Annotated in this window: 23 protein-coding genes; 8 read left to right on the top strand and 15 right to left on the bottom strand. The window is 66.5% G+C overall.

The annotated features are described in order from the left end of the window. Window positions 1–5: 5 nt before the first annotated feature. The 3 genes from AAFN89_RS03595 to AAFN89_RS03585 are packed head-to-tail and all read left to right on the top strand — an operon-like array spanning window position 6 to window position 3208. A complete protein-coding gene (locus tag AAFN89_RS03595) occupies window positions 6–1385 on the top strand; it encodes a hypothetical protein (RefSeq protein WP_347535987.1) in 1380 nt (459 codons plus the stop codon). Continuing rightward, a complete protein-coding gene (locus AAFN89_RS03590) occupies window positions 1369–2559 on the top strand; it encodes an XRE family transcriptional regulator (RefSeq protein ID WP_347535985.1) in 1191 nt (396 codons plus the stop codon). Before AAFN89_RS03595 ends, AAFN89_RS03590 begins: the two co-directional genes overlap by 17 nt. Next, window positions 2534–3208: a DNA-binding protein gene (locus AAFN89_RS03585; protein WP_347535983.1), complete on the top strand. Its 675-nt coding sequence runs from the start codon at window positions 2534–2536 to the stop codon at window positions 3206–3208. Before AAFN89_RS03590 ends, AAFN89_RS03585 begins: the two co-directional genes overlap by 26 nt. 213 nt (window positions 3209–3421) lie before the next feature. Here the strand turns inward: AAFN89_RS03585 and AAFN89_RS03580 are convergent, their stop codons facing one another. The 4 genes from AAFN89_RS03580 to AAFN89_RS03565 all read right to left on the bottom strand — a co-directional run bounded on the left by AAFN89_RS03580 (window position 3422) and on the right by AAFN89_RS03565 (window position 6142). Continuing rightward, window positions 3422–4111, bottom strand: a complete 690-nt coding sequence (locus AAFN89_RS03580; protein ID WP_347535981.1) for a glutathione S-transferase family protein — start codon at window positions 4109–4111, stop codon at window positions 3422–3424. 76 nt (window positions 4112–4187) lie between these two features. Further along, window positions 4188–4580, bottom strand: coding sequence for a type II toxin-antitoxin system VapC family toxin (locus AAFN89_RS03575; RefSeq protein ID WP_347535979.1), 393 nt, complete (start codon window positions 4578–4580; stop codon window positions 4188–4190). Then, complete coding sequence (locus AAFN89_RS03570) at window positions 4577–4798, bottom strand: hypothetical protein (RefSeq protein WP_347535977.1); 222 nt, start codon at window positions 4796–4798, stop codon at window positions 4577–4579. Before AAFN89_RS03570 ends, AAFN89_RS03575 begins: the two co-directional genes overlap by 4 nt. Window positions 4799–4921: 123 nt before the next feature. Beyond that, window positions 4922–6142 (bottom strand): MFS transporter, encoded by a 1221-nt coding sequence (locus AAFN89_RS03565; RefSeq protein WP_347535975.1) that lies wholly within the window; start codon window positions 6140–6142, stop codon window positions 4922–4924. A 121-nt stretch (window positions 6143–6263) separates the two neighbouring features. Here AAFN89_RS03565 and AAFN89_RS03560 point away from each other — a divergent pair, with 121 nt between their 5' ends. After that, window positions 6264–6863 (top strand): TetR/AcrR family transcriptional regulator, encoded by a 600-nt coding sequence (locus AAFN89_RS03560; protein WP_347535973.1) that lies wholly within the window; start codon window positions 6264–6266, stop codon window positions 6861–6863. Between the two features lie 41 nt (window positions 6864–6904). Further along, the gene (gene vapB, locus AAFN89_RS03555; RefSeq protein ID WP_347535971.1) at window positions 6905–7138 is read left to right on the top strand and encodes a type II toxin-antitoxin system VapB family antitoxin; all 234 of its coding nucleotides are present in this window, start codon (window positions 6905–6907) and stop codon (window positions 7136–7138) included. A 73-nt stretch (window positions 7139–7211) separates the two neighbouring features. Here the strand turns inward: vapB and AAFN89_RS03550 are convergent, their stop codons facing one another. From AAFN89_RS03550 to AAFN89_RS03520, 7 genes are all read right to left on the bottom strand, one after another. Next, a complete protein-coding gene (locus tag AAFN89_RS03550) occupies window positions 7212–8831 on the bottom strand; it encodes an FMN-binding glutamate synthase family protein (protein ID WP_347535969.1) in 1620 nt (539 codons plus the stop codon). 121 nt (window positions 8832–8952) lie between these two features. Further along, the gene (locus AAFN89_RS03545) at window positions 8953–10227 is read right to left on the bottom strand and encodes a D-amino acid dehydrogenase (RefSeq protein WP_347535967.1); all 1275 of its coding nucleotides are present in this window, start codon (window positions 10225–10227) and stop codon (window positions 8953–8955) included. Window positions 10228–10283: 56 nt separating this feature from the next. Beyond that, on the bottom strand, window positions 10284–10739 hold the full coding sequence (gene rnk, locus AAFN89_RS03540; RefSeq protein ID WP_347535965.1) for a nucleoside diphosphate kinase regulator: 456 nt from the start codon (window positions 10737–10739) through the stop codon (window positions 10284–10286). A 362-nt stretch (window positions 10740–11101) separates the two neighbouring features. After that, window positions 11102–11314, bottom strand: a complete 213-nt coding sequence (locus AAFN89_RS03535; protein ID WP_347535963.1) for a dodecin — start codon at window positions 11312–11314, stop codon at window positions 11102–11104. Between the two features lie 43 nt (window positions 11315–11357). Then, window positions 11358–11924 carry a type 1 glutamine amidotransferase domain-containing protein gene (locus AAFN89_RS03530; protein WP_347535961.1) on the bottom strand — a complete coding sequence of 189 codons (567 nt, stop codon included), beginning with the start codon at window positions 11922–11924 and terminating at the stop codon, window positions 11358–11360. 138 nt (window positions 11925–12062) lie between these two features. Further along, on the bottom strand, window positions 12063–12596 hold the full coding sequence (locus AAFN89_RS03525) for a carboxymuconolactone decarboxylase family protein (RefSeq protein ID WP_347535958.1): 534 nt from the start codon (window positions 12594–12596) through the stop codon (window positions 12063–12065). Between the two features lie 162 nt (window positions 12597–12758). Further along, window positions 12759–13298, bottom strand: coding sequence for a peroxiredoxin (locus AAFN89_RS03520; protein WP_347535956.1), 540 nt, complete (start codon window positions 13296–13298; stop codon window positions 12759–12761). Between the two features lie 125 nt (window positions 13299–13423). On the opposite strand from AAFN89_RS03520, the gene AAFN89_RS03515 reads away from it, so the two are divergent. Next, on the top strand, window positions 13424–14329 hold the full coding sequence (locus AAFN89_RS03515) for a LysR substrate-binding domain-containing protein (protein WP_347535954.1): 906 nt from the start codon (window positions 13424–13426) through the stop codon (window positions 14327–14329). Here the strand turns inward: AAFN89_RS03515 and AAFN89_RS03510 are convergent, their stop codons facing one another. Then, entirely contained in the window at window positions 14330–16192 is a 1863-nt protein-coding gene (locus AAFN89_RS03510; protein WP_347535952.1) for an ABC transporter ATP-binding protein, read from the bottom strand. Between the two features lie 49 nt (window positions 16193–16241). Beyond that, window positions 16242–16832: an NAD(P)H-dependent oxidoreductase gene (locus AAFN89_RS03505; protein ID WP_347535950.1), complete on the bottom strand. Its 591-nt coding sequence runs from the start codon at window positions 16830–16832 to the stop codon at window positions 16242–16244. An 85-nt stretch (window positions 16833–16917) separates the two neighbouring features. On the opposite strand from AAFN89_RS03505, the gene soxR reads away from it, so the two are divergent. Further along, window positions 16918–17379, top strand: coding sequence for a redox-sensitive transcriptional activator SoxR (soxR, locus tag AAFN89_RS03500; protein ID WP_347535948.1), 462 nt, complete (start codon window positions 16918–16920; stop codon window positions 17377–17379). A 230-nt stretch (window positions 17380–17609) separates the two neighbouring features. Continuing rightward, on the top strand, window positions 17610–18524 hold the full coding sequence (locus AAFN89_RS03495; RefSeq protein WP_347535946.1) for a pirin family protein: 915 nt from the start codon (window positions 17610–17612) through the stop codon (window positions 18522–18524). A gap of 95 nt (window positions 18525–18619) precedes the next feature. On the opposite strand, the gene AAFN89_RS03490 is transcribed toward AAFN89_RS03495, so the two are convergent. Further along, window positions 18620–22975: a translocation/assembly module TamB domain-containing protein gene (locus AAFN89_RS03490; RefSeq protein ID WP_347535944.1), complete on the bottom strand. Its 4356-nt coding sequence runs from the start codon at window positions 22973–22975 to the stop codon at window positions 18620–18622. After that, window positions 22976–24838, bottom strand: a complete 1863-nt coding sequence (locus tag AAFN89_RS03485; protein WP_347535942.1) for an autotransporter assembly complex family protein — start codon at window positions 24836–24838, stop codon at window positions 22976–22978. Between the last annotated feature and the right edge of the window lie 12 nt (window positions 24839–24850).

The following is a 24850-nucleotide window of genomic DNA, read 5'->3' as shown; positions in this document are numbered from 1 at the left end:
CTCATGTGACCAGTCCCGAGCGTTATGGTCTGACGCTGCGCGTTGTCGAGACAGGCCAGAGGCACCAGCGGGTTCATTCCGGTTCGGCGGCCGTCGCCGAAATCGGCAAGGAAATCGTCTTCGATCCTGATGTCCTTGACACTTACGACTACGAAGGATGGAAGCCGATCCACCACGACCTTCTAGTGGTCAGCGCTGCTATTGAATATGCCGACCGCCGAACCGCAAGACGGATCAGTCGGTGGGCGCGCGATTTTAACATCACCGTGCCCGTCGTCGAGGTTGCGACGTGGCAACGACCCGAGGTGCAAGGCAGCCTTCGTGCGGCGCTGCGACATCTCACGGGTGACGATTGGCAACTCACCTTCGTTCCATGGCAGGGCCAAGGCGTTTTGGGGGCACGGCAGCGGTCGCTTCCATTCGGCACGGAGCGGAGCTTCGTGATCGCCTATAGTGATGGGTTGGACTCCCGCTGTGTGTCTAAGGTGTCCGGGAACGGAACCGACGCTGTATGTGTGCGCGTGACCAAACACCGCCATACCTTGAAAGCAGGCGATGAGCCTTTCGACCAGATCCCGTTTCGGGTTGACGTTCCGTCATCGCGAGAAAGCAGCGTACGTTCGCGCGGCTTCAAATTCGCCGCCGTGACGGCCATCGCCGCGCATCTGACGGGGTTGACCAGGGTCGTCGTCCCCGAAAGCGGTCAAGGTGCGCTCGGCCCGGTCCTGCTGCCTCTGCACAACGTCTATGCCGACTACCGCAATCATCCGACGTACTTCCGCAAGATGGAGCGGTTCATCAAGGCGGTGCTCGGGCATGAAGTTCGCTACGACCAACCGCGCCTGTGGAATACAAAGGGCGAGACGATTTCGGCCTTTCGGCGCACCACGAACAAGGCGGTCGATGAACTGTTTGAGACCCGCTCGTGCTGGCAGCAGCGCTGGAACGCGAAAATGGACGGCAAGTTGCGGCAGTGTGGGCTCTGCGCCGCATGTCTCCTTCGCCGGATGAGCATGCATGCCGCCGGAATAGAAGAGCCGGAACACACCTACGTCATCGCCGATCTCACCGTTCCGGCCTTTCGGGATGCCCTTCCCGGCAGGAAGAAAGTCCGTCTGAGCCGCACGATGGCGGAATACGGCAGCGTCGGGGTTCGGCACCTCCAGCAGCTCGCTGACATGGCCGACCTCCCCGATGCGGATTTAAAGGTTCATGTCTTCGAAATCGCGCGCGCGACGGGGGAGCCGCAGGACGATGTCTTGAAGAACCTCAGGAATATGTTGCTGACCCACGCAAAGGAATGGCGCGCCTTCATGGCGGCCCAAGGCGAACAAAGCTTCCTGAGAAGCTGGACGAAGGGAGAGCGCCATGGCCGATCTGAATGAGCTGAGCGCACAGGAAATCGGTCGGCGCCTGCGGCTGGCAAGGGAAAACGCGGACATCCGTCAAGATGAGGCGGCCGAGGTTATTGGCATGTCGCGTCCGACCCTTGTGTCCATCGAAAAGGGCACGCGGCGCGTCCGTATTCAGGAGTTGCAGCTTCTTGCCCGGCACTATGGTGTTTCCGTCAACGGCCTTCTGCGTCGGGAAGCGGTTCATACTGATCTGGTGCCCCGATTCCGCAAGATGCGTGAGACGGAGGATGACCACACGCTCGAAGCCGTCGATCTGCTGAATGATCTGGTGAAGGCGGAGGTGGAACTCGAAAACGTTCTCGGCATCGAGCGGCGGCGGCACTACCCGCCGGAGAAAGGGATTAACCAGGGCGACATTGTCGAACTTGCCGAGAAGCAGGCACAAGAGCTGCGCGACTGGCTTGGGCTTGGTGCCGGTCCGGTCGGCGACATTTTCTCCATCATCGAGCTCGATCTCGGCATCCGCCTGTATCAGCGACGACTGTCCTCGAAGTCGAAGGTCGCCGGCTTATTCACCTATGACGACGCCGTCGGCGCCTGCATCCTCCTGAACGCCAATCATCTCCTGGAGCGGCGCGTTCACTCCGCCGCGCACGAACTCGGACACTTCGTGGGGACGCGCCGCGTCTCCGAGGTTTTGGAGGACGACGAGCAATTCCTGTCTCGCGACGAGCGCTACGCGAATGCGTTTGGCCGCGCCTTCTTGACGCCACGAAAGAGCTTCTCCGAGAGTTTCAAACAACTGACGGCCGGCGCCGACATGCTCACCCGTCGGCACGTTATCTTGCTGGCGCACCAGTACAACATATCCCGCGAGGCGTGTGTGCGCCGCCTCGAAGAGCTAGAGCTCCTGAAAAAGGGGACGTGGGAATGGCTCAAGACGAAGGGCGGGATCAAAGACCATCACGCGCGGGAAGTGCTTGGTGACGCCGCTGAGCGTCTAGATGTGGCTAAGACCGACGCTAATCGGCCGGTTTCCCACAGGATGAGTCTCATGGCGCACGCGGCCTGGAAGCGTGGCATCATGTCGGAAGGGCAGTTGGCCGAGCTACTGAAGATGCGCCGCGTGGAGGTGCGCGAACTGATTGACCAGATCGAGCTTGAGGAAAACGTGACGGATGACCTTCTCAAGCTCCCTAGCTGATGATCGCAGACCGCTGGTCCTCGATACGAGCGTCCTGATCAACCTGCACGCCTGCACCTACGGCGAGCGGGTGTTGACGGCTATCACGAATGACATCGTCGTGCCCGACATCGTGGCGGGGGAGTTGGAGCACGAGACGAGCCGGAAGAACGGAGACCACAGTTTTCTTTACGGCCTCATCGCAGGCGGCAAGGTGACCGTCGCCGGCATGACCGACGTGGAGTACGAGTTGTTCGCCACTCTGTCCGGTGGCTCTCCTTCTCTGGATGACGGGGAGGCCGCGACGATCGCGATCGCGGCGCGTCGGCGCTTTCGAGCTGTCGTCGATGAACGGAAAGGCCGCACTCGGGCAGCGGGGCTCATGGATGGTGTGGAGCCCGGTTGGACCCTCGACCTCCTCCGGCATCCTAGCGTTGTGCAAAGCCTTGGCGAGCATTCGGCCGCTGACGCCGTCTATCTGGCGCTGCGGCACGGGCGAATGCGTATCCCCGCGGAATGCGGCAAAGAAATCGTGGAACTGATCGGGCAAGAGCGCGCGCTTGTGTGCTCGTGCCTGCCGAACTTCAAGAATCTGTCGCGGGAAGCGGCGCTTTCGGTGCCGGCGCAAGCACAATCGCTTATCTGGCAAGAGCGGAGCGACACGGAATAAATCCACTCTACGGCGGGCCGTGTCGACGAAGCTGCGCCGGGAGACGAACGCGCTTCCACATTGCGCCGTAGTGTGGCGGAGGGCCTCCCGAAACAGTCCCCGGCGCTCTTGCCGCCGGGTCCGCTTTCATCAATTATTTTGGAGGGCTATAGCGTAGACGTAGTTCTCCGTTTCGTTTTCGGTCCGCCATAAACCGCCGATGGGCGACTTTGATCAGCCGGTCGAAGCGGCGGTGAAAACCGCCAGTTGGGCGTCGAAGGCGCGCTTGTAGGCGGGCCGCGCCTCGCCGCGGGCGACGTAGGCGGCGAGGTTCGGGTATTCCTCCAACATGCCCGATCCGTTCAACCTGCGCAGCACCGTCACCATCAGCAGGTCACCGGCGCTGAACGCGCCATCCAGCCAGTCGGCATCGCCGAGGCGATCGGAAAGCCCACCCAGCCGTTTCCGGATGCTGTCTTCGAGGACACGCAGGCGCTGCTCATACCAGGGCTCGTTGTGCTCCAATATCCTGGCGAGGCTGCGATCGAAGATCGGCGGCTCCACCGTGTTGAGTGCGGCGAACATCCACGCGATCGCGCACGCCCGGCCGTTCGCATCGTCCGGCAGCAGGCCCGCATGGTTCTCCGCGATATGGAACACGATTGCCCCCGACTCGAACAGGGCGAGGTCGCCCTCTTCATAGGTCGGAATCTGCCCGAAAGGATGAAGCGAAAGATGCGCGGGTTCCTTCATCGCTTTGAACGACACAAGACGAACCTCGTAGGGCTGGCCCACTTCTTCGAGCGCCCAGCGAACGCGCATGTCGCGCGCCAGACCCTGGCCGCGATCGGGAGACCGTTCAAAGGCTGTGATGATAGGGATCATCGGAGACTCCTGGTTGTCCGGATTCTTGGCGCTTTGCACCGAGGACGAACGACCGGCGCGGCTCCCGACAACTCTACCCGCGTTTTTCGTTGTGCCGTTGCGGCGCCGGAGGGCGTTACACCAATTCAATCCGCGCGTGATGGCCGGCGGCCGAGGCCAGGCGTCGGTCGCGCGTCAGCAGTGGTGTATCGAGTGCTTCGGCCAGCGCGACATAGGCGGCGTCATAGGCCGTCAGATTGTTCCGCAAATCCCAAATGCGCGGCAAAAGGAGATCGTGCGGATATCGCCGCAGGGGAAGGTCCGCCAGGTCGGCGAGAGCCATGCGGCCGCGTTCGCCGTCGATTTCGCCGTTCGCGGCGTAGCGCCGGATCACCTGTGCGACTTCCACATCGAGCAGATGCGGTGCGTGAAGCGTTTGACGCGGCGCGAACAGCCGATCTTCCACGGCTTTCGCCGCCGGCGTGCGGAGAAGGGCTTCAAGCAGGGCCGACGCGTCGACGACGATCACACGCGGTCACGCTCAGCGCGAACCAGTTCGGCCGGCGGCACGGAAGGAGCCGTTTCCGTGCGGCTGCGCAGGCGCGCCCGTAATTCATCGATCGTCGGCCGTTCCGCCACCTGGCGAATTTCGCTGAGCAGATAGTCGGAGAGCGACATGCCGGCCAAGGCGGCGCGCGACTTGAGTTCGCGATGCAACGTCTCGGGGACATTGCGGATCTGGATCATCGTTCCCATGTTTCAAGCATGTAAGCATGTGTTTCGCATGTCAACTGATCGTCAGGCCCGGCGGTGGAGCGGCCGGCGCTCGGCTGCGGGGCCGCTCCAGAACCCTTTCGCTTCGGCCCCCCGTCACTCCGCCGGTTGCGGCAGAGGGTTCCTGGCCGCTCGCTCGCCGGACAGGCTCCGCTGGCCCAGCCCCACGGTCAGTACCGCTGCGGCGCCGGCCGCAACCGAGACCCAGAACCCGTTCTGCGCCCCGAAATTGTCGACGACCCAACCTGTAACGAATGCGCCGAGCGCCATGCCGGCGCCGATGCCGGTCATCACCCAGGTGATCCCTTCAGTCAGCATCGACTCCGGCACGCGGCGCTCGATCAGGCCGAAGGCCGTGATGAAGGTGGGCGAAACGGCGATTCCGCTGACGAAGACGGCGACGGCGAGGTGGAGAACCGTCGTGCCGGCGACGAGCAGGGGCAGGGCGGTGATGGCGAGCACGCTCACCGCGATGAGGAGCTGGCGTTGCAGCGGCATGCGAGGATTCACGGCGCCAAGGATCAGGCCGATCACGAACGAACCGACCGCGTAGACGCCGATGACAAGGCTGGCTGCGTTCGGCTGGCCAAGGTCCTTGGTGATCGCCACGGCGCTCACTTCGGCCGTTGCGAAGATGGATCCCACGAAGACGAGAGCGAGCGTGACGATCTGCACCGGGCGCAGCCGGATGGCCGATCCCTGGGGCGCGCCGCTGTCAAGGGCACGGACCTTCGGCTCCGTCGAGCGCTGCAGGAGGAAGGAAGCGGTTCCGAACGCCAGAAAGGCGGTGCTGATCATCATGCCGGCTTCCGGGAAGAGCGCGACGGCCAAGCCGACGGAAAGCGATGCGCCCGCAATGTAGACCAACTCGTCCAGCGCGGATTCAAAGGCGAAGGCGGTGTTCAGTTCGGGGCGATTGCGGAAGATTTCGGTCCAGCGGGCGCGAACCAGGGCCGGAATGCTGGGCATCGCCCCCGCCAGAAAGGCCGACGCAAAGAGCGTCCAGTTGGGCCAGCCCTGTCGGGTCGCCACGATGAGCGCGACAAAGGCCACGACCGACAAGGCTGTCGCCGGGGCCGCGACGGCCGTCTGGCCGAGACGGTCCACCAGGCGCGAGATCTGGGGGGCGACGAAGGCGTTTGTCAGGGCGAAAGTCGCCGAGACCGCGCCGGCCAGCCAGTACTCGCCATGAGTCTGGGACAGCATAGCGACGATGCCGATAGGGGCCATCGCGACAGGCAGGCGTGCGACGAAGGCGGCGGCCGAGAACCCCTTGGCTCCCGGAGTCCGGAAAACTTCCCTATAGGGATTGGGCATGGGGACGCTCCTTGATTTCCATGGATGCGCCAGTTACATACGTGGCGTATGCAAATCAGATAATCACATACGTCGTGTATGTCAATTAACATACGCGACGTATAAGAATTGAGGAGAACGAATGCCCAGGCCGCGCAAGGAGATGATCGCCGAAACGCGCACCAAGCTCATTGCGGCCGCGCGGCACGCGTTCGGCACGGTGGGCTATGCGGACTCGTCGATGGATGACTTCACCGCCGCGGCGGGGCTGACCCGCGGCGCGCTTTATCACCATTTCGGCGACAAGAAAGGGCTGCTGCAGGCGGTCGTCACGGAAATCGACGCCGAGATGACCGCGCGGCTGTCGGCCATTGCGGCGAAGGCGCCGACGCGCTGGCAGGGTTTCGTCGACGAGAATGTCGGTTATGTCGAGATGGCGCTTGAGCCGGAGATCCAGCGCATCATGTTCCGTGACGGCCCGGCCGTCCTGGGCGACCCGGCGCGTTGGCCGAGCGCCAATGGCTGCATTGCCGCCGTGGCCAGGAGCTTAAGTGCCCTGCGGGAGGACGGCATTATCGTGGACATCGATCCCGAGGCGGGCGCCCGGCTCATCAACGGGGCCAGCAGCTATGCGGCCCAATGGATCGCCGGTTCCGACGATCCGGAGGAAACCTCGAAGAAGGTCGTTGAAAGCTTCCGGGTCTTGCTCGACGGACTGCGGATCAGCGGCGTCCCGGCGTAGCGAAGATGCGCCGCCGTGAATATCCCAAATGGGAGGCAGTCATGACCAGTTCGACCGTGTTTACCAGCAACCGCAGTCAGGTGGTCCGGCTGCCCAAGGCGGTCGCCTTTCCCGAGGATGTGCATCAGGTCGATATTCTCAAGATCGGCCACAGCCGCGTGGTCGTGCCGCAAGGCAAGCGGTGGGACGATCTCTTCCTGTGCGGCCCGCGAGTGAGCGACGATTTTCCAAGCGAGCGTGAGCAGCCGGCAGCGGAAGAACGCGAGCCCTTCTGATGCTGACTACATCTATGTGGAAGACCTACCCGTCTGCCTCCGTGAGAAATTCAACGCGCTGGCGGAGCAGCTTTCAGGCGACGCCGAAGCGGTCCGGGCGGGCGATCGACCAGGTGTTGGCGTAGAACGCGTGATCGGTCGCGCCGGTCAGCAATTCGCCCGGCTCCAGATAGGGGAGCGACTGGGACAGCAGCTTGATCTCCGTGGTCCTGATGCGCTGTGCCAGGTGATGGGGCCGCAATTGCGAGGGATGCTCCAGGCCGGCGGCGGCCAGAAGCTCCGCCAGCGCGTGCAGGGTGCCCCGGTGGAAATTAGCCACCCGCTGCGCCTTGTCCGGCACCGCCAGCGCCCGCTGCCGCAGCGGGTCCTGTGTCGCCACGCCGGTCGGGCATTTGTTGGTGTGGCAGCTCTGCGACTGGATGCAGCCGATGGCGAACATGAACGCCCTCGCCGCGTTGACCCAGTCCGCCCCCATCGCCAGCGCCGAGGCGAGATCGAAGGCGGAGATCATCTTGCCGCTGACGCCGATCCGGATCTTGGGGCGTAGGCCCGCGCCGACGATCGTGTTGTGGACCAGCAGCAGGGCCTCCCGCATCGGCGTGCCGACATGGTTGCTGAGTTCCAGCGGCGCCGCGCCGGTGCCGCCTTCGGAACCGTCGACGACCACGAAATCCGCCACGATCCCGGTTTCCAGCATCGCCTTCACGATCGCCATGAACTCCCAGGGCTGGCCGATGGCGAGCTTGAAGCCGACGGGCTTGCCGCCCGACAGCTCGCGCAGCTTCGCCAGGAACTGCATCATCTCGATGGGGGTCGAGAAGCTGCCGTGGGAGGCGGGCGACACACATTCCAGGCCCACCGGGATGCCGCGGGTCTCGGCGATCTCCGGACTGACCTTGTGCCCCGGCAGAATGCCGCCATGGCCGGGCTTGGCGCCCTGGCTCAGCTTCACCTCTATCATCTTGATCCGGTCGTCGGCGGCCTGCGCCGCGAAACGGTCGGGGCAGAAGCTCCCATCCTCGTTCCGGCAGCCGAAATAGCCGCTGGCGATCTGCCAGACCAGGTCGCCGCCATGGCGTCTGTGATAGGGGCTGACGCTACCCTCGCCGGTGTCCTGCGCGAACCCGCCCAGCTTCGCGCCCTTGTTCAGGGCCATGATGGCGTTGCCGCTCAGCGAGCCGAAGCTCATGGCCGAGATATTGAGGACCGATCCCGAATAGGGCTGCCGGCACTGGTCGTTGCCGATCGTTGTGCGGAACGTCGTCGGGTCGGCAAGCGGCGCCGGGCGCACCGAATGGCCGATGAATTCGTAGCCCTCGGCTCTCGTGTCCAGGACCGTGCCGAACGGCCGCTGGTCCGGCTCCTGCTTGGCGCGGGCATAGACCAGCGATCGCTGCATCCTGGAAAAGGGCAGCTTTTCGAAGTCGGTCTCGAACAGATACTGGCGAAGCTCCGGCCGGACGGATTCGACCAGATAGCGGATATGCCCGATGACTGGATAATTCCGGGTGATCGAATGCCGGGTCTGGATCAGGTCGTAAATGCCGATCGCCGACAGGATCACGAACAGGGCGGCCAGGACCGGCCCCGACCAATGATCGATCGGGGCCAGGAGAAAGACAGCGGCCAGAAGAACGCAGGCCGCGAAGGCCGAATACCGGCTGAGCAGCGACAGCCTGAAGATGCTCTGCATGCGCGTTCCCTCTACAACCGTCCCGGAAGAATCATTCGACGTCGGACATTACCAGCCATGCCTCCATCGCGGGTAAACCGGATGGCGGCGCGGCCATCCGCTCCACCGTCCCGGCGGAGGCTCACGCCGCTTTTGCGGTGAGATTCGGGGACTGGTCAGGGGCCAGGCTGGCGGGGTCGATGTCGGTCGAGCGGCCGGAGACGAGATCGGCCAGCATCCGGCCCGAGCCGCAGGCCATCGTCCAGCCCAGCGTTCCATGGCCGGTGTTCAGATAGAGGTTCGGATACCGCGCGCCGCCGATCAGCGGCGGGCCGTCGGGGGTCATCGGGCGCAGGCCGCACCAGAAGCTGGCGTCGGCCGTCGATCCGCCGCCTGGAAACAAATCGCCGACCGAATGTTCCAGCGTCGCGCGCCGGGAATCGTGAAGCCGCAGATCGTAGCCGCAGATCTCCGCCGTGCCGCCGACGCGGATCCGGTCACCAAGCCGCGTTATGGCGATCTTGTAGGATTCGTCCATGACCGTCGAAACGGGTGCTGCGTCCGGGTTCCCGATGGGGATCGTCATCGAATAGCCCTTCACCGGATAGACGGAAACCGGAACGCCGATGGGCCGGAGAAGCAGCGGGGAATAGCTGCCGAGGGCGACCACATAGGCATCGGCGGTCACGGTTCCGGAATTGGTCTCCACCCCGGAAATCCTCCCGCCGCTCACATCCAGCCAGCGGATGCTGGTCCCGTAGCGGAACGTCACCCCTCGCTCCGCGCACAAGGCGGCGAGTTGCCGGGTGAACATCTGGCAATCGCCCGTCTCGTCGCCCGGAAGCCTGAGGCCGCCGACGAATTTCTCCCGCACCGCCGCCAGGGCGGGTTCGGCCCCGACGCAGCCTTGCGGGTCGAGCAGTTCATGAGCGACCCCGTATTCCTTCAGGATGGCGATATCCTCGCCGACGCTGTCGAGTTGCTTTTGCGTTCTGAAAAGCTGGAGGGTGCCGAGGCTGCGCTCGTCATAGGCGATGCCGGTTTCCGCGCGGAGCGCCCGCAGGCAGTCGCGGCTGTATTCCGCGATCGGCACCATGCGCGCCTTGTTCGCGGCATACCGCGCGGCGGTGCAGTTCCGAAGCATCTGGAGCAGCCAGCGCCACATGGCGGGGTCGAGCTTTGGCCTGAGGACCAGCGGGCCGTGGCGCATGAGCAGCCATTTCACGGCCTTGACCGGCATGCCGGGGCCCGCCCAGGGCGTGGAGTAGCCGGGCGACACTTCGCCCGCATTGGCGAAGCTGGTCTCCAGCGCGGGGCCGTCCCGCCTGTCGATCACCACCACCTCGTGCCCGGCTTCCGCGAGATACCAGGCGGTCGTGATCCCGATCACGCCCGCGCCCAGGACGATGATTTTCATTCTCGAACTTCCCCCTCAAAGCTCGCCGGCGCGCCGCCGGCATTCCCGGCGTCGGGTCAGGCGGCGCCGATCGCCGTGTGCTGGCTCCAGTTCCGCTCGACCTTCGCCGGTTCCGGCTGGCCGACGGCGAGGACGGTCAGATCGTGCCGGCGGCCATCGCGCGCCGTCCAGCTTATGGTCTGGCCGGCGGCCAGCCCGATCAGGGCGGTTCCGATGGGGGTGAGGACGGAAACCCTGCCCGCCGCGATATCGGCCTGGCCGGGAAGAACCAGCGTGACCGTCCTGGCCTCGCCGGTGTCGGGCTTGTATTCGACTGTCGACCCGATCCGCGCGATCCGGGCGGGCAGCGACCCGTCGGCCACGATGCGCGCGCGGTCAAGCTCGCCGAGCAGTTCCTCCGCTGCCTCCGGCGCGCTGGCTTCCGCCGCCGTCGCCAGATCCGATAGTTTCGCGTGGTCTGACCGGCAGACCGTGATGGCCGGCTTCCGCCGGCTGTTCTTGCTGTTTTGCATTTCGTACATCCATGTCGCCGTCGCGCGACGGCCCCCGTCACCGCTTGGGTCAAGCGGTTCCGGAGGCGATCGCCGATCCGGCTGAAATTCTCGTTGTCGTGATTTAGCGCCGATGTCGCGGGACGGTTCTACGTCCTCCGCGATACTTCACATGCGATGCCGCATGTCCGCCCCCTCGGCCCGGGGGCGCATGGCGTCCGGACCGGGGGCTACGCTCCCGCGATAAAGCGCACTCCAGGAAGGGGTGCGGGTATATGGATCGCCATGGTCATAAGCCAAAGCTGGCCATTTGCCGGCGGAAGTCAAGCCCCCGCCGGCTATCGTGACCACCGACGCGCCGGGATAATCAAGCGCAACGGGCCCTAATCCCGCCCCTCATGGCGGAAGCCGAGCTTCAGGGTCACCTGATAATGGCCGACCTTGCCGCCTTCGATATGGCCGCGAATCTCCCCGACCTCGAACCATTGCAGGTTCTTCAGCGTCTGGGAGGCGCGTTCGACGGCGGTCTGGATGGCGTCCTCGATGCTTGATTCCGAGGATCCAACGATCTCCGTCACGGCATAGACATGTCCCATGGGGGCGGTCCTTTCTGTTCGGGGGCTTGGTCGGGGAGCGTGATTATTCGGCGGCGTGCCGGCTGTGGCGGCCCTCGGCGAACTCCTCGATCATCTTCGGGTTGAAGGCGTCGATGTCGTCGGGCGAGCGGCTGGTCACCACCCCCTGGTCGGTTACCACCGGCTGGTCCTCCACGGTCGCGCCGGCATTGGCGAGATCGATCTGGATCGCCTTGTAGCCTGTCATCCTGCGGCCCTTCGCCAGCCCGGCGCTGATCAGCACCTGCGGACCGTGGCAGATCGCGGCGACAGGCCGGCCGTCCCTGAAGAAGGCCTTCACGAAGCTGAGCGCCCGGTCGTCGGTGCGCAGAAGGTCGGGGCTGAACAGGCCGCCGGGGATCAGCAGGCCGTCATAGTCGCTGTCCATGGCCGACCCCAGCTCCACATCGACGGGGAAGGCGTCGCCATGCTCACGATGATGGTTGCCGTGAACGTCGCCGCTTTCCGGGCTGACGAGGCGGACGGTCGCGCCGGCCTCCTTCAGGGCCTCGACGGGGCGGGTCATCTCCACCTGCTCGAATCCGTCGGAAACCAGAACCGCTATCGTCTTTCCATCCAGGCGTCTGGCCATGATGGTCTCTCCTTGTCCGTATGGGCGGACGGCCGCCGCGAAGGCGAAGCCGTCTTCTCCCCATGCGAACAGGAAAACCGGAGAGACGTTCCCGGAGAATCCATCCGCGCGGATCGCGCGAGATCGGACCACCGGGAATCAGGCCGCCAGCTTCTCCTCCGCGTCCAGCGTCACGGCGACGGCGTGGATGACGGATGCGATGCGGATGACGTTCTGCACCATCTCCTTCGTCGCGCCCTTCTTCGCCACCACCTGCTCATGGCTGTCGATGCACATGCCGCAGCCATTGATGGCGGAGACGGCGAGCGACCACAGTTCGAAATCCAGATGGTCGACGCAGGGGTTGGCGATGGCGTTCATGCGCAGCTTCGCCGGCATGGTCGAATATTCCTTCTCCGACGCCAGATGGACGAAGCGGTAATAGATGTTGTTCATGCCCATCAGCGCGGCGGCGGTCTTCGCGGCGCGGACGGCGTCATCGGAAAGATGTTCGCCCGCCGCCGCATTGATCGCCTTGATGACGGTGGCGTTGCGCGAGGCCAGCGCCGAAACCAGCGCCGCGCCCCAGAGCTGCTGCGGGGTCAGGCCCGGCGTCGCCACGACGTTCGACAGGTTCAGCTTCAAATCCTTGGCGTAGTCGGGCAGGGCGGTTTTCAGGGCGTCGATCGACATTGGGGGAGGCTCCAGCGGTTCGGGGAGGAAACGAAGACACCCCCACCCCGGCCCTCCCCCGCGGAGCAGGGGAGGGAGTCCAATAGCCCCCTCTCCTGCTCTGCGGGAGAGGGGGTTGGGGTGAGGGTGGTTCCGGCGACGTAAGGGGACGCGAACGGCCGGTCAGGCGGCCTGCAGCGTCTCCTCGCCCTTCTGCCAGTTGCAGGGGCACAGCTCGTCGGTCTGCAGGGCGTCCAGCACGCGCAGCACTTCCTGCGGGTTGCGGCCGACGCTGAGGTCGTTGACCGAAGCGAAGCGGATCACATTGTCCGAATCGACGATGAAGGTCGCGCGCAGGGCCACGCCCTCTTCCTTGTCCAGAATGCCGAGCGCCTGGGACAGCTCCCGCTTGATGTCCGACAGCATGGCGAAGGGCAGCTCCTTCAGGTCGGCATGGTTCTGACGCCAGGCCAGATGCACGAATTCGCTGTCGGTCGACGCGCCGTAGAGAACGGCGTCGCGGTCCTCGAACTCCTCGTTCAGCTTGCCGAACGCGGCGATCTCGGTCGGGCAGACGAAGGTGAAGTCCTTCGGCCAGAAGAACACGATCTTCCACTTGCCCTTCTCGCTGTCGCGGGTGACGTCGGTAAAAGCGGTCTTGACGTCGGTCGAGACGACGGCCTTGAGGGCGAATTCGGGGAAGATGTCGCCAACGGTGAGCATCGGGGGGACTCCAGATTTTTCAGGTGAATCAGGATTTTAGAACCTCTCTAAGAAATGTTGCAGAGCAGCATTTTTCCAATCGATTTATCCGAACGCTCTGATAGGTTCGGCCTATGAGCACGGCGATGACCCTGAAGCAGCTCCGCTATCTGGTGGCGGTGGCGGACGCCCGGCATTTCGGCCGCGCGGCGGCGGCCTGCCATATCAGCCAGCCCTCGCTCAGCGCCCAGATCCAGCAGTTGGAAAGCATCGTCGGCGGCGCGCTCTTCGAACGGACAAAACGTCGCGTCCTGCCGACCCTGCTGGGCGAGGCGATGGCGGAACGGGCGCGCCGCGTGCTGGCGGAGATCGACCGGATGGCGGCGTTGTCGGGTAGCGGGACCCCGCTGTCGGGGCCGTTCCGGCTCGGCGTCATCCCGACGCTCGGCCCCTATCTCCTGCCGCGCATCCTGCCGGGGTTGAGGCGGGCTTATCCCGACCTCAAGCTCTATCTCAGGGAGGATCTGACCGGCCGGCTGGTCGATTTGCTGCGGCGCGGCGCGCTAGAGGCGGCGCTGATGGCCCTGCCGGCGGGCGATCCGGGCCTTTCCGAACGGCCGTTGTTCGACGAGCCCTTCCTTCTGGCCGCGCCCGAAGGGCACCGGCTGGCGGAGAAGAACCGGATCGGCCAGGACGACCTGGCGGGGGAGATTCTGCTGCTGCTGGAGGACGGCCACTGCTTCCGCGATCAGGCGCTGGCCGCCTGCGGGCAGCACGGCAACCCGGCGGCGGACGCCTTCGCCGCCACCAGCCTGGCGACCTTGCGCGAAATGGTCGCCGGCGGCGTCGGCCTCACCCTCCTGCCGGCGCTGGCCGCCAACGACCGGCAAGACGGGGTGCGCCTCCGCCATTTCGACGACCCCGCCCCGTCCCGCCGGATCGGGCTCGTCTGCCGCAAGGATTGCGCGCGGGCGGAAGAGATCGCGCTGCTGGGGGACCATGTGGCGGAAAGCCTGCCGGAAGGGGTAGTGGCGGCGGCCGGCGTGAGTTAGCTACTCCCCCGCCCGCGCCTCCACCGCTTCGGTCAGGTCGAGCCCGAGGAACCCGCCGGACTGGCGGCGCCACAGGGCGGCGTAGAGGCCGTTGCGGTGGAGGAGTTCCTGATGGCTGCCGGTTTCCGCGATGCGGCCTTCCTCCATCACCACCAGCCGGTCCAGAACGGCGATGGTTGACAGGCGGTGGGCGATGGCGATGACGGTCTTGCCTTCCATCAGCGCGTAGAGCTGTTCCTGGATCGCGGCCTCGACCTCCGAATCGAGCGCGGAGGTCGCCTCGTCCAGCACCAGGATCGGCGCGTTCTTCAGAAGCACGCGGGCGATGGCGATGCGCTGGCGCTGGCCGCCCGACAGCTTCACGCCCCGCTCGCCGACATGGGCGTCGTAGCCGATGCGGCCCTGCAAATCCGTGAGGTCCGCGATGAAGTCGCCGGCATGGGCGCGGCGCGCCGCCTCCACGATATCCGCCTCCGTCGCGTCGGGGCGGCCATAGCGGATATTGTCGCGGATGGAGCGGTGGAGGAGCGAGGTGTCCTGCGTCACCATGCCGATCCGACGGCGCAGCGAGGCCTGGGTGACGCCGGCGATGTCCTGCCCGTCGATCAGGATGCGGCCGCCCTCCAGATCATAGAATCGCAGCAGCAAATTGACCAAAGTCGACTTGCCGGCGCCCGACCGGCCGACGATGCCGACCTTCTCCCCCGGCCGGATGGAGAGCGAGAACTCCTCGATCACGCCGGAGTCGCGGCCATAGTTGAAGCGGACATTCTCGAACCTGATGCCACCCTTGGGGGCCAGGAGCTCTTGAGCATCGGCCCTGTCGGCGATGGCGCGCGGCGCGGCGATCGTGTTGATGCCGTCCTGGACTGTGCCGATATTCTCGAACAGCCCCGCGATCTCCCACAGCACCCAGCCGGACATGGCGCGGATGCGCATGACCAGCGCGATGGCGACGGCGATGGCGCCCAGCGAGATCGCCGATTGCTGCCAGGCCAGAATGGCGACGCCGCCGACGGTCGCCAGCAGCAGCGCGTTGGTGGTCTGGAGGCAGACGGTCAGCTTCGTCACCAGCCGCATCTGGCGGTGGACGGTGCCCATGAACTCGCCCATCGCCTCGCGGGCGTAGTCCTGCTCCCGCCTGGTATGGGCGAACAGCTTGATCGTCTGGATGTTGGTGTAGCTGTCGACGATCCGGCCGGTCATCTGGGCGCGGGCGTCGGCCTGGGCCATGGAGACGGCGCGCAGGCGCGGCACGAACACCATCATGATCCCGACATAGAGCGTGAGCCAGAGGATCAGCGGGGCCATCAGCCACGGTTCAGCGTTGCCCATCAGGATCATGGCGCCGACGAAATAGACGGCGACATAGACCAGCACGTCCATCAGCTTCATCACCGTCTCGCGGATCGCCAGGGCGGTCTGCATGACCTTCTGTGAGACGCGGCCCGCGAACTCGTCCTGGAAGAAGCTCATGCTCTGATCCAGGATGTAGCGATGGGCCAGCCAGCGGGCGATCATCGGGTAATTGCCGAAGACCGTCTGGTGCATGATGAGGGAATGGAAGAGTGTCAGGAGCGGAAATCCGACCAGGATCAGCGCCGCCATCCAGCCGATGCTCCAGCCATGCGTCGTGAAGAAGGTCTCCCGGTCCGCCCCGGCCAGCCAGTCGACCAGCGACCCCATATAGTTGAGGAAGATCACCTCGACGACGGAGATCGCGGCCGTCAGCAAGGACATCAGGACGAGCCACGGCGCGACCGGCCGGGAATAGTAATAGAGGAAGGCCAGCAGCCCGCGCGGCGGCGGCGCGGGCTCCCGCTTGGGGAAGGGGTCGATCAGCGTTTCGAAGAAGCGGAACATGGTGATTCGATCCGATAACAGAGGCCGGGCCTGGATGCTGTGACGGCCGTCAGGCCGCCTTCCGGCCGTAGGGACGCAGCGCCCGTGCGTCCCGCAACGCCAGCGCCCACCAGGAAAGCTGGTCCAGCATGGCGTCAGCCGCCGCCGCGCCGCCGGGCTCGTCCTTCAGGCGCCCGGCATCGTCGAACTGAGCCCAGGCCCTGTGGAAGCTGACACCGTCACGCAGCGTTGTCGCGTGCATTTCGACGAAGACCTGACGGAGTTGCTCTACCGCCCGGATTCCGCCGGACATCGCGCCGTAGGAGACGAAGGCGACGGGTTTCGCGCGCCAGCCGCCGCCGGTCGAATCGATCACATGCTTCAGGATCGCCGGATAGCCGTGATTGTATTCCGGCGTCACCAGGATAAAGGCGTCCGCCCGTTCGATCCGCCGGCGCAGCTCGGCCAGGTCCGCGTTCTCCTCCCCATGGCGCATCGGCAGATCGAAGGCGGCGGGGTCGACGATGTCCAGCGCCATGTCCTGGCGCGCCTCGATCCGTCCGGCGGCCCAGCGGCCCACGACATCGCAGAACCGGCCCTGCCGGGTGCTGCCATAGATTAGGGCGACGTTGATCGGGGCTACATTGATCGGCTCGCTCATCGCACTTTTCCATCCTGTTGCGACTGAAGGAGCACTCGGTCTAAAACCTCAACTATAGTTGAGGTCAAGCGGGAAATATCGCGCCATGCACAGGATCGACCGGAGCCATATCGGCCGTGAGCTTTCGGTGGGGGAGATGGCGGCGCGCAGCGGTGTTCCCATCTCCACCATCCATTTCTATGAGGCCAAAGGGCTGATCGAAAGCCGGCGCAACAAGGGCAACCAGCGCCGCTATCCGCGGAACGCGCTGCGCCGGGTGGCCATCATCAAGGTGGCGCAGCGCACCGGCATCCCGTTGGCCGCGATCCGCGACGCGCTGGCGGAACTGCCGGAGGAAAGGACGCCGACGGCGGCCGACTGGCACAAGCTGTCGATGAAATGGCGGGCGGAGCTGGACGACCGGATCGCCCGGCTGACGCGGCTCCGCGACCAGTTGGACGGCTGCATCGGCTGCGGCTGCCTCTCGCTGAAAAGCTGCCCCCTCCGCAACCCCCACGACCGGCTGGCCGAACAGGGTCCGGGACCGAGGCTGCTGGATCCGGGGTGAACGAATATTCCCTCTCCCCTTGTGGGAGAGGGCGGGGCCCGCGAAGCGGGAGGGTGAGGGGGTTTCCGTATCAGCAACAATCCGATATCGCTGGGGCGGGCATGCCCCCTCACCCTCCCAATCGCTTCGCGATCGGGTCCCTCCCTCTCCCACGGAGGGGAGAGGGGTATTTCCCCTTTTGCGGAACGGCGATGGGCGCGATCATCGAACCGGCAGACAGGGAGGATGGGATGAGCTGGCAACCAGCGCGGGACCCGGTGGTCGAACCGACGGCGTGTCCGCCCGTCGAGACAGTGGTCATTCCCCGGACGGCCGATATCGGCGGATTCGAGGTCAGGCGCGCGGTGCCCTCCATCCAGCGGCGGAGCGTCGGGCCGTTCGTCTTCGTGGACGAGATGGGACCGGCCCTGTTCGATGCGGGGCAGGGGCTGGACGTGCTGCCCCATCCGCATATCGGGCTGGCGACCGTCACCTACCTGTTCGACGGCGACATGATCCATCGCGACAGTCTGGGCACGGTCCAGCCGATCCGGCCGGGCGATGTCAACTGGATGACCGCCGGGCGGGGCATCGCCCATTCGGAGCGCACGTCGCCTGAGGCGCGGAAAGGTGGCTCGCGGCTCGCCGGGCTTCAGACCTGGGTCGCGCTGCCGGAGGCGTTCGAGGAAACCGCGCCGGATTTCGCCCATCACGATGGGGCGGACCTGCCGATGATCGCGGGGGAGGGGAAGTCGGTCCGGCTGATCGTGGGCTCGCTTTACGGCGAACGGTCGCCGGTTCGGACCTTCTCCGAGACGCTTTATGCCGAGGCGCTGCTGTCGCCGGGCGCGGTGCTGCCGGTCCCGGCGGAGCAGGAGGAGCGGGCGCTCTATGTCGTCTCGGGATCGATCTCGATCGCCGGCGACAGCTTCCCCGAAAGGCGTCTGCTGGTGCTGCGGCCGGGGGATGCGATCGATGTCCGCGCGGAGGCGGAGACGCGGCTGCTGATCTTCGGCGGGGAGCCGCTGGACGGTCCCCGGCGGCTGTGGTGGAATTTCGTCGCCCGCGACAAGGACCGGATCGAGCAGGCCAAGGAGGATTGGCGGGAAGGCCGCTTCGGCGCGGTGCCGGAGGAGACCGAGGCGCTGCCGCTGCCGGGACGGTGAAAGCCACCCTCACCCCCAACCCCCTCTCCCGCGGGGCAGGAGAGGGGGCTATTCGGCTCCCTCCCCTGCGAAGCGGGGGAGGGTCGGGGTGGGGGTCAATAGTCCCACTGGAACTCCACGCCGATCGAGCTTGAATCGGCGCCGACGCCGCTGTTGACGGAGATGTTGGGCGTCACCTCGATCTCCACCGTCACGCGGCTGCCGCTGCCGTCCAGCCCCTGTTCGATGCCGACCAGCACATCGTCGGCGATGTATTCGCCGACGCTGAGGCTGGGGCCGGCGTCGCCGCTGCCGGCTTCCACCGACAGCCGGTCGACGCCCAGCGAATCCCGCAGGTCGCCCAGCACGTCGCCGCCGGCCCCGACGCCGGTCAGGGTGGCGACGCTCTGGGCGAGGCGGACGGCCTCCAGCGCGTTCAACTCCCCCGTCGCCTTGCCGAACAGGATGCGGGACAGGACCTCGTCGTCCGGCAGTTCCGGGATCGAGGAAACGTCGATCTGCGGGTCGGACGCGCGACCGGTGATGGCGATCTGCGCGGTGATGTCCTCCAGGGGCGCGACGGCGAGGAAGTCCAGCATCGGGTCGATCCGGTTGGCCCCGGTCAGGGTCACGCTGCCCCGTTCGAAATCGAACCGGTTGCCCAGCAGGTCGAAGACGCCCCGGCGCAACGTGAACGCGCCGGTCACGCGGGGCGCGGCGCTGGTGCCTTCGATGGTCAGGTCGCCGCCCATCTCCGCATCCAGTCCCCGGCCGCGCACATAGATCTGGTTCGGCGCGCTGACGACGAGGTCGAGGGTAATGGAGACCGCGCTGCCCTCCGATGCCCGCGCTTGCCGTTCGGCCTGCCGATCCAGCCGTTCCTGGATCTCCGGCGGGGCGTTCACCTCCGTCACCTCGATCACGGCAACGGAGGGCGGCATGGTGTCCGGGATGCGGATCTCCGCCCGATCGATCGTGATCGTGCCTTCCAGCAGCGCCTCGGTCAGAAGCTCACCGCTCAAATGGAGGTCGGCGTCGGTGACGGCGTTGACCAGATCGCTGTCGACCAGCTCCGCGTCGGTCAGCGTCAGGCTGATATCCAGCGGCAGGCCGGCCTTCGGGTCCAGCAGGATGCTGCCGCTCCCCTCGATGCTACCGCCGTTCGGCGTCCGGCCGGTGAGGCGGGTCAGCGTCATTTCCCGCCCCTGGGCCTCCAGCGTGGCGGCGATGTCGGTGATCTCCGTCCCGTTCAGGACGTTGCGGTAGAGCCCTTCGCTCAGCGTCACGCGGCCGGCGCTGTCCAGCCCCGCCATCGTGCCGTCGACCGTCAGCGCGACTTCCAGCCGTCCCGCCACCTGGTCCGCGCCGGCGGCCAGCAGCGGGTTCAGGAGCGCCAGGTCGAACATGCCGTCCGCCGCGCCGGAGATGCGCCCCTCCGGCGGGATGGACGGCACGGCCGTGGCGGGATCGAACGTCACCGGCAGGCTCGCCGTCAGGTCGAACCGGCTGTCCTCTGCCAGCGCCACGCCTGACCGAACGTCCAGCCGACCCCCTCCCAACGAGCCGGTGGTGCGGATGTCGAAGCCGGTGAAACCCGCGTCCGCCGCCTGGGGCACGCGCAAATCGGCTACGTCGATCGTGAAGTTGCCGGTGGGCGACGGGAGCGAGCCCTGAAGTCGCGCTTCGGCGTTGAGGGTACCGTCGACCTCCGCCGCCGGAGCGGCCAGCCGCGCGAGGCTGAGGGGCAGGGCCTCGATCGTCAGCGCCAGATCCATGTCGGACCCGTAGCGCCCGTCCAGGCTGACGGTCCCGCCGCCGACCGACAGCGCCAGCCCGTCCACGGTCACGTCCCGACCGGCCAGGGCGATCGTCGCCGGCTGGACGAGCGTCAGTTCCTCCCCCTTATAAGCGGCGGTCAGGCTGGCGAGATCGATGCGCGTCGCGCCTTCGGTAAGGGCGACACCGCCTTCCGTCGAGAGCGCGGCGTCGGCCGCCGAGACATCGAGCGCGACCGCCATATCGGTGAAGCTGCCTTCGGCGCTGGCGGTGACGCTGTCGATCGTCTGGCCGCCGGCTTCTATCCCGGAGGCGGTGAGGTCGGCGTCGATCGAGGGCGCGCCGAACAGATCGGCCAGCGTCGCCTCGACATCCGCCGCCGCAATCCGTGCCGCCTCCCCCAGCCGCGCGCCCTGGAGTCCCAGCGCGGCGTCCAGCGTCTGGACGCCCTCCGGCGCGGCGAAAGAGAGGCCGATGGTGGCCGAACCGGCGAGCGCCTGACCGGCCAGGGCGGAGAAATCGGCCAGCCGCTCCACCCCGCCTTCGATCGTCCCGGTGATGGCGAAGGGCGATTGGGTGACGGTCAGATCGCCCCCGAGGCCGAGGCTCGCGATGTCGATTGCGATGTCGCGCACTTCCGCGACCCCTTCCTCCTCCAGCGCGAAACGGGCGCTGGCGCGGATCGGCAGCCCCTCCGCCGTCCCGAGCAGCACGATCCGGCCCCACGGGTCGCCGGTCAAATCGCCCGCCTCGACGATCAGGGTCGCTTCCGGAATCGACCGGCCGGCGGTGACGATATTGGTGGCGTCCACACGGGTCAGCGCCCTCAGCGCCCGCATCGGGCCGGCGATCGTGCCCTCGGACCGGACGCTGCCGGAGAGATCGGGTCCGAGCCGCGACAGGTCCGGCAAATCAATCACCCAGCCGACGCGGACCTCGCGGGGCGCGATGCGGCCGCCGACCTTCGCGTCGATGCCTTCGGCGTCCAAGGCAATGTCGGTCAGGTCGATGATTCCTTCGGCGCTGCGCGTCACCTGGCCGGTGAGGGTGGTCCGCGCGCCCAGCAGCCCGTCGATTTGCGGGATGCCGGTGACGACATTCTCCAGCACGCCGTCGATCGTCGCCTCGCCGGCCAGTCCCTTGGACCGGATGGCGGCGGCGAGGTCGACCGATCCGTCCACCGGCCGGCCGACCACGCTCCGGAACGCCGCCAGGTCGGGCGCCTGGAGTCGGGCGTCGAGGTCCGATGCGACAAGGCCCCAGCCTTCGAGCGAACCAGACGCCTGGAGCGACCCTGACGGCAGGTCGATCGCCAGCGCATCCAGCGTCACGTCGCCCGCGCGGGTCAACGCCATGTCGACCGTCCAGCCGATGCGGGAGCGCACGAACTCGTCGACCGTGGCGGCCCCCAGCGACAGGCCGGTCACGCCGCCTTCCACGCTGACTGCGATCTCCGTCGCGGGATCGGCGATCGGTCCCTGAGGATCGATGGTGAGTGCGGTTTCCAGAGCATCGAACGACGCCTGCGGCAGGGCCACATCCTCCGCCGCCAGTGTCGCGGTGATAACGGGCTGGCCGGTCGGGCCTTCGATCGTGCCGTCGATTCCGACGCTGCCCCAGGAAGCGTCGGGCAGGATTCCGGCGAAGATCTCCACCGCGCCGGCGTCCAGTTCGTAGGTGAGGTCCAGCACGCCTTCCGCCGGATCGAACGTCCCGTCGACCGTGAGATCGGCGGCGGCGGCCGTCAGCAGCGCCCGGCTGATCCGGACCACGCGGTCGGGGCTGACCAGCAGGTCGGCGTCCAGCGTCACCTGCTCGCCGATCAGCGGCCGCGCCGTCTCCGGCGCCAAAGCCGCGACGTCGCCGACCAGGTCCAGCGTCAGAAGCCGATCCTCGCCCTCGGCGCGGATGCGGGCGTCGGCCGCGATGTCGAACGCGCCCGGCGCCTCGGCGGTCAGCGTCGCCCGCCAATCGTCCAGCGTGCCGTCGCCCTCCAGCGCCACCGTGACCGGCGGCAGGTCGGGCAGGGAGGCGAGGCGGGCGATCAACCCTCCCTCCGGCTCCGACGCGCTGAGGGAAAGGGTGAGGGCTTCCGTCTCCGGCACGAACAGGAGGTCGAGCGATATCTGCCCGTCCACGCCGTCGGTGCGGGCCACTTCCAGCATCGCGGAGATGCCTTCCTCCGGCGCGCCGATCCGGGCGGAGGCGTCGATCGTGACCCGCGCCTCCTCGCCCAGAACCCGTTGGCGGAGGATGAGTTCTCCGACCGTCAGCCGGTCGAGGCTGACCGTCCCCGGCAGGGTCGGCAGGCCTCCTGACGGCTCCTCCGGCTGGGGTTCGCCCGGCAACGGACGCCGCTCCACCAGGATCGTCCCAGCCTCCACGACATCGATCCGCAGATCGCGGGACAGAAGCGCCAGCGGCGACCAGTCGAGATGAAGCCGGTCGATGGAAAGCCAGACGCCTTGCGCGTCCGCGACCTCAAGGCCGGTGACCGTGAAGTCGGTCGGTATCGCGCCTTCGAGGGTCCCGATGGTGACGCGGCTGTTCGTGCCGGCGGTCAGGCTTTCCACCAGCCCGACGATGCGGCGCTGGCCGCTGTCGGTCTGGGCGTAGACCAGTACTAGCGTGATGATCCCCAGCAGCACCGCCAGCAGGGCCAGCGGCAGGATCAGGATGGCCTTGAAGAAGCGCATTTAGAAGGCCTGCCCAAGGCTCACATAGAAGGCGAAGAAGTCGTCTTCCTCCCGCGGGTTGAGCGGGAAGGCGACATCGACGCGGATAGGGCCGAAGCCGGTGTAGTAGCGGCCGCCGATCCCGGCGGCGATTTGCAGGTCCTCGCTGAAATCGGGCACGGAATCCTCGAACGCCATGCCGGCGTCGATGAAGGGGACGATGCCGATGGTCTCGGTGATCCTGTAGCGCAGTTCCAGACTGCCCTCCACGACGCTCCGCCCGCCCTGGGGGTCGCCATCCTCATCCAGCGGCCCGACGCTCTGATAATCGTAGCCGCGGATCGATCCGCCGCCGCCGGCGTAGAAACGGCGGGACGCCGGCACGTCGTCGCGCTCTTCCCCGAACAGCGTGCCGACGCTGAACCGGCCGGCCAGGATCGCCTTGCCTTCGGTGCCGAAATCCTCATAGGCGCTGGTGATGACGCGGCTGCTGAAGAAATTCCTGTTCGATCCAAGCCAGCTCGGGAACGGCGTGAAGCTGAGGTCGATGCGGAAGCCTTCGGTCGGATCCAGCAGGTTATCGGTCGCGTCGTATGAGAGGGTGAGCGGTATGCCGATCAGCCGGATCGTCTCCGTCTCATCATCCTGCGTCACGCGCGACAGCTCGCCGGTGATGCCGGCGCCAAGGGTCAGCCGCTCCGTCACCTCCCGCTCGATGCCGATCGTTCCCTCCACGCCCCGCCGCTCATAGGCGTCGGGGTTTTCCTGGAGGATCGCGAAATCGGCGACCAAATTCTGGTCGCGGCGCAGGAAGTCCGGCTTCTTGAAGGACAGGCCAAGACGGTAGTCCAGGGACGCCACCTCGTCCGTGCCGACCCGCCCGACCTCCGCGTCGATCCTTATCCGCTCCGCGCCGCCGAACAGGTTGCGGTGGCCCCAGAAGGCGTTCGCGCCGAAACCTTCGGAGGTCGCATATTCCGCGCCGAAGCCGATGAACCGGCGCGGCTTCTCCACCACCGTCACGTCGACCGGCAGGCGACCTTCGGGCGTCAACTCGTTCGCGACCTCCAGCCGGATGGAGGAGAAGACATCCGGCTCGGCCAGATCGTCGCGAAGCTCGGTCAGCCTGTCGGGGGAGTATTGATCCCCGACCTCGAACGGGATGCGGCCGCGGGCGAAGCTCTCCTTCACCTGATCCAGCCCCTCGAACGTCACCTCGCCCATCGTGGCGCTTGGCCCCGTCTCGACGCCGAAGGTGACATCCATCTCCTCCGTCGCGTGATCCACCACGGCTTCCCGCAGCGGCACGCCGGCGAAGGGATAGCCTTGGTCGCGGATCTGGCCCTCGATCGCGCTCTGGGTCGAAAGGATGGCGCCGGAGCGGGCGGGGTCGCCGGGCTGGAGCGGCAGCGCCTCCCGGTCTATCGGGACAGGAAGATCCGGCGACCGGTCACCGGCGGTCACGATCGCCAGATCGTCGATGAGATAGGCCGGGCCCGGATCGACCTCCAGCTCCACCGGCACCGGCACGTCGGCCGGAGCGGCCTCTATCTTCGCCCGCATCGCCGGATCGCCCAGCGGCAGGCCGGCGATCGTGGCCTCCACCGTGCCGACATAGTGACCGTAGGAGCGAAGCGCGCCGCGCAGCCGTTCGATATCGGCCTCCGTCCGGCGGATCAGGCCGACCGCGCCGCCCGGCACCCCTTCCTCCTCCAGCGCCACCAGGTTGGAGCTGCCTTCCAGCGCCTTGGCCAGATCGTCATTCTCCACCTCGGAGATCGTGACCTCGTACGCCAGCTCCTGCTGGGCGGCGACCGAGATCGCGAGGGCGGAGGTCAGCATCGCGGCGAGGGGCGCGGAGCGGCGGAGGGTAGAGAAGATCATTGGCCGGTTGAG

The organism is Inquilinus sp. CAU 1745 (assembly GCF_039839375.1).
Lineage (GTDB): Bacteria > Pseudomonadota > Alphaproteobacteria > DSM-16000 > Inquilinaceae > JBDOQU01.
The sequence above is the reverse complement of the archived record's forward strand: the minus strand, read 5'-3'. Positions and strand labels throughout refer to the sequence as shown.

Excerpts from the sequence above, each read along its gene's own strand:
- vapB (WP_347535971.1), top strand. The coding sequence starts at position 6,905 with ATGACCAGTTCGACCGTGTTTACCAGCAACCGCAGTCAGGTGGTCCGG.
- AAFN89_RS03530 (WP_347535961.1), bottom strand. The coding sequence starts at position 11,924 with ATGGCCAGACGCCTGGATGGAAAGACGATAGCGGTTCTGGTTTCCGAC.
- AAFN89_RS03545 (WP_347535967.1), bottom strand. The coding sequence starts at position 10,227 with ATGAAAATCATCGTCCTGGGCGCGGGCGTGATCGGGATCACGACCGCC.
- soxR (WP_347535948.1), top strand. The coding sequence starts at position 16,918 with ATGCACAGGATCGACCGGAGCCATATCGGCCGTGAGCTTTCGGTGGGG.
- AAFN89_RS03550 (WP_347535969.1), bottom strand. The coding sequence starts at position 8,831 with ATGCAGAGCATCTTCAGGCTGTCGCTGCTCAGCCGGTATTCGGCCTTC.
- AAFN89_RS03585 (WP_347535983.1), top strand. The coding sequence starts at position 2,534 with ATGACCTTCTCAAGCTCCCTAGCTGATGATCGCAGACCGCTGGTCCTC.
- AAFN89_RS03505 (WP_347535950.1), bottom strand. The coding sequence starts at position 16,832 with ATGAGCGAGCCGATCAATGTAGCCCCGATCAACGTCGCCCTAATCTAT.
- AAFN89_RS03495 (WP_347535946.1), top strand. The coding sequence starts at position 17,610 with ATGAGCTGGCAACCAGCGCGGGACCCGGTGGTCGAACCGACGGCGTGT.
- AAFN89_RS03570 (WP_347535977.1), bottom strand. The coding sequence starts at position 4,798 with ATGATCCAGATCCGCAATGTCCCCGAGACGTTGCATCGCGAACTCAAG.
- AAFN89_RS03490 (WP_347535944.1), bottom strand. The coding sequence starts at position 22,975 with ATGCGCTTCTTCAAGGCCATCCTGATCCTGCCGCTGGCCCTGCTGGCG.
- AAFN89_RS03515 (WP_347535954.1), top strand. The coding sequence starts at position 13,424 with ATGACCCTGAAGCAGCTCCGCTATCTGGTGGCGGTGGCGGACGCCCGG.
- AAFN89_RS03535 (WP_347535963.1), bottom strand. The coding sequence starts at position 11,314 with ATGGGACATGTCTATGCCGTGACGGAGATCGTTGGATCCTCGGAATCA.
- AAFN89_RS03525 (WP_347535958.1), bottom strand. The coding sequence starts at position 12,596 with ATGTCGATCGACGCCCTGAAAACCGCCCTGCCCGACTACGCCAAGGAT.
- AAFN89_RS03485 (WP_347535942.1), bottom strand. The coding sequence starts at position 24,838 with ATGATCTTCTCTACCCTCCGCCGCTCCGCGCCCCTCGCCGCGATGCTG.
- AAFN89_RS03590 (WP_347535985.1), top strand. The coding sequence starts at position 1,369 with ATGGCCGATCTGAATGAGCTGAGCGCACAGGAAATCGGTCGGCGCCTG.
- AAFN89_RS03560 (WP_347535973.1), top strand. The coding sequence starts at position 6,264 with ATGCCCAGGCCGCGCAAGGAGATGATCGCCGAAACGCGCACCAAGCTC.
- rnk (WP_347535965.1), bottom strand. The coding sequence starts at position 10,739 with ATGCAAAACAGCAAGAACAGCCGGCGGAAGCCGGCCATCACGGTCTGC.
- AAFN89_RS03520 (WP_347535956.1), bottom strand. The coding sequence starts at position 13,298 with ATGCTCACCGTTGGCGACATCTTCCCCGAATTCGCCCTCAAGGCCGTC.
- AAFN89_RS03510 (WP_347535952.1), bottom strand. The coding sequence starts at position 16,192 with ATGTTCCGCTTCTTCGAAACGCTGATCGACCCCTTCCCCAAGCGGGAG.
- AAFN89_RS03565 (WP_347535975.1), bottom strand. The coding sequence starts at position 6,142 with ATGCCCAATCCCTATAGGGAAGTTTTCCGGACTCCGGGAGCCAAGGGG.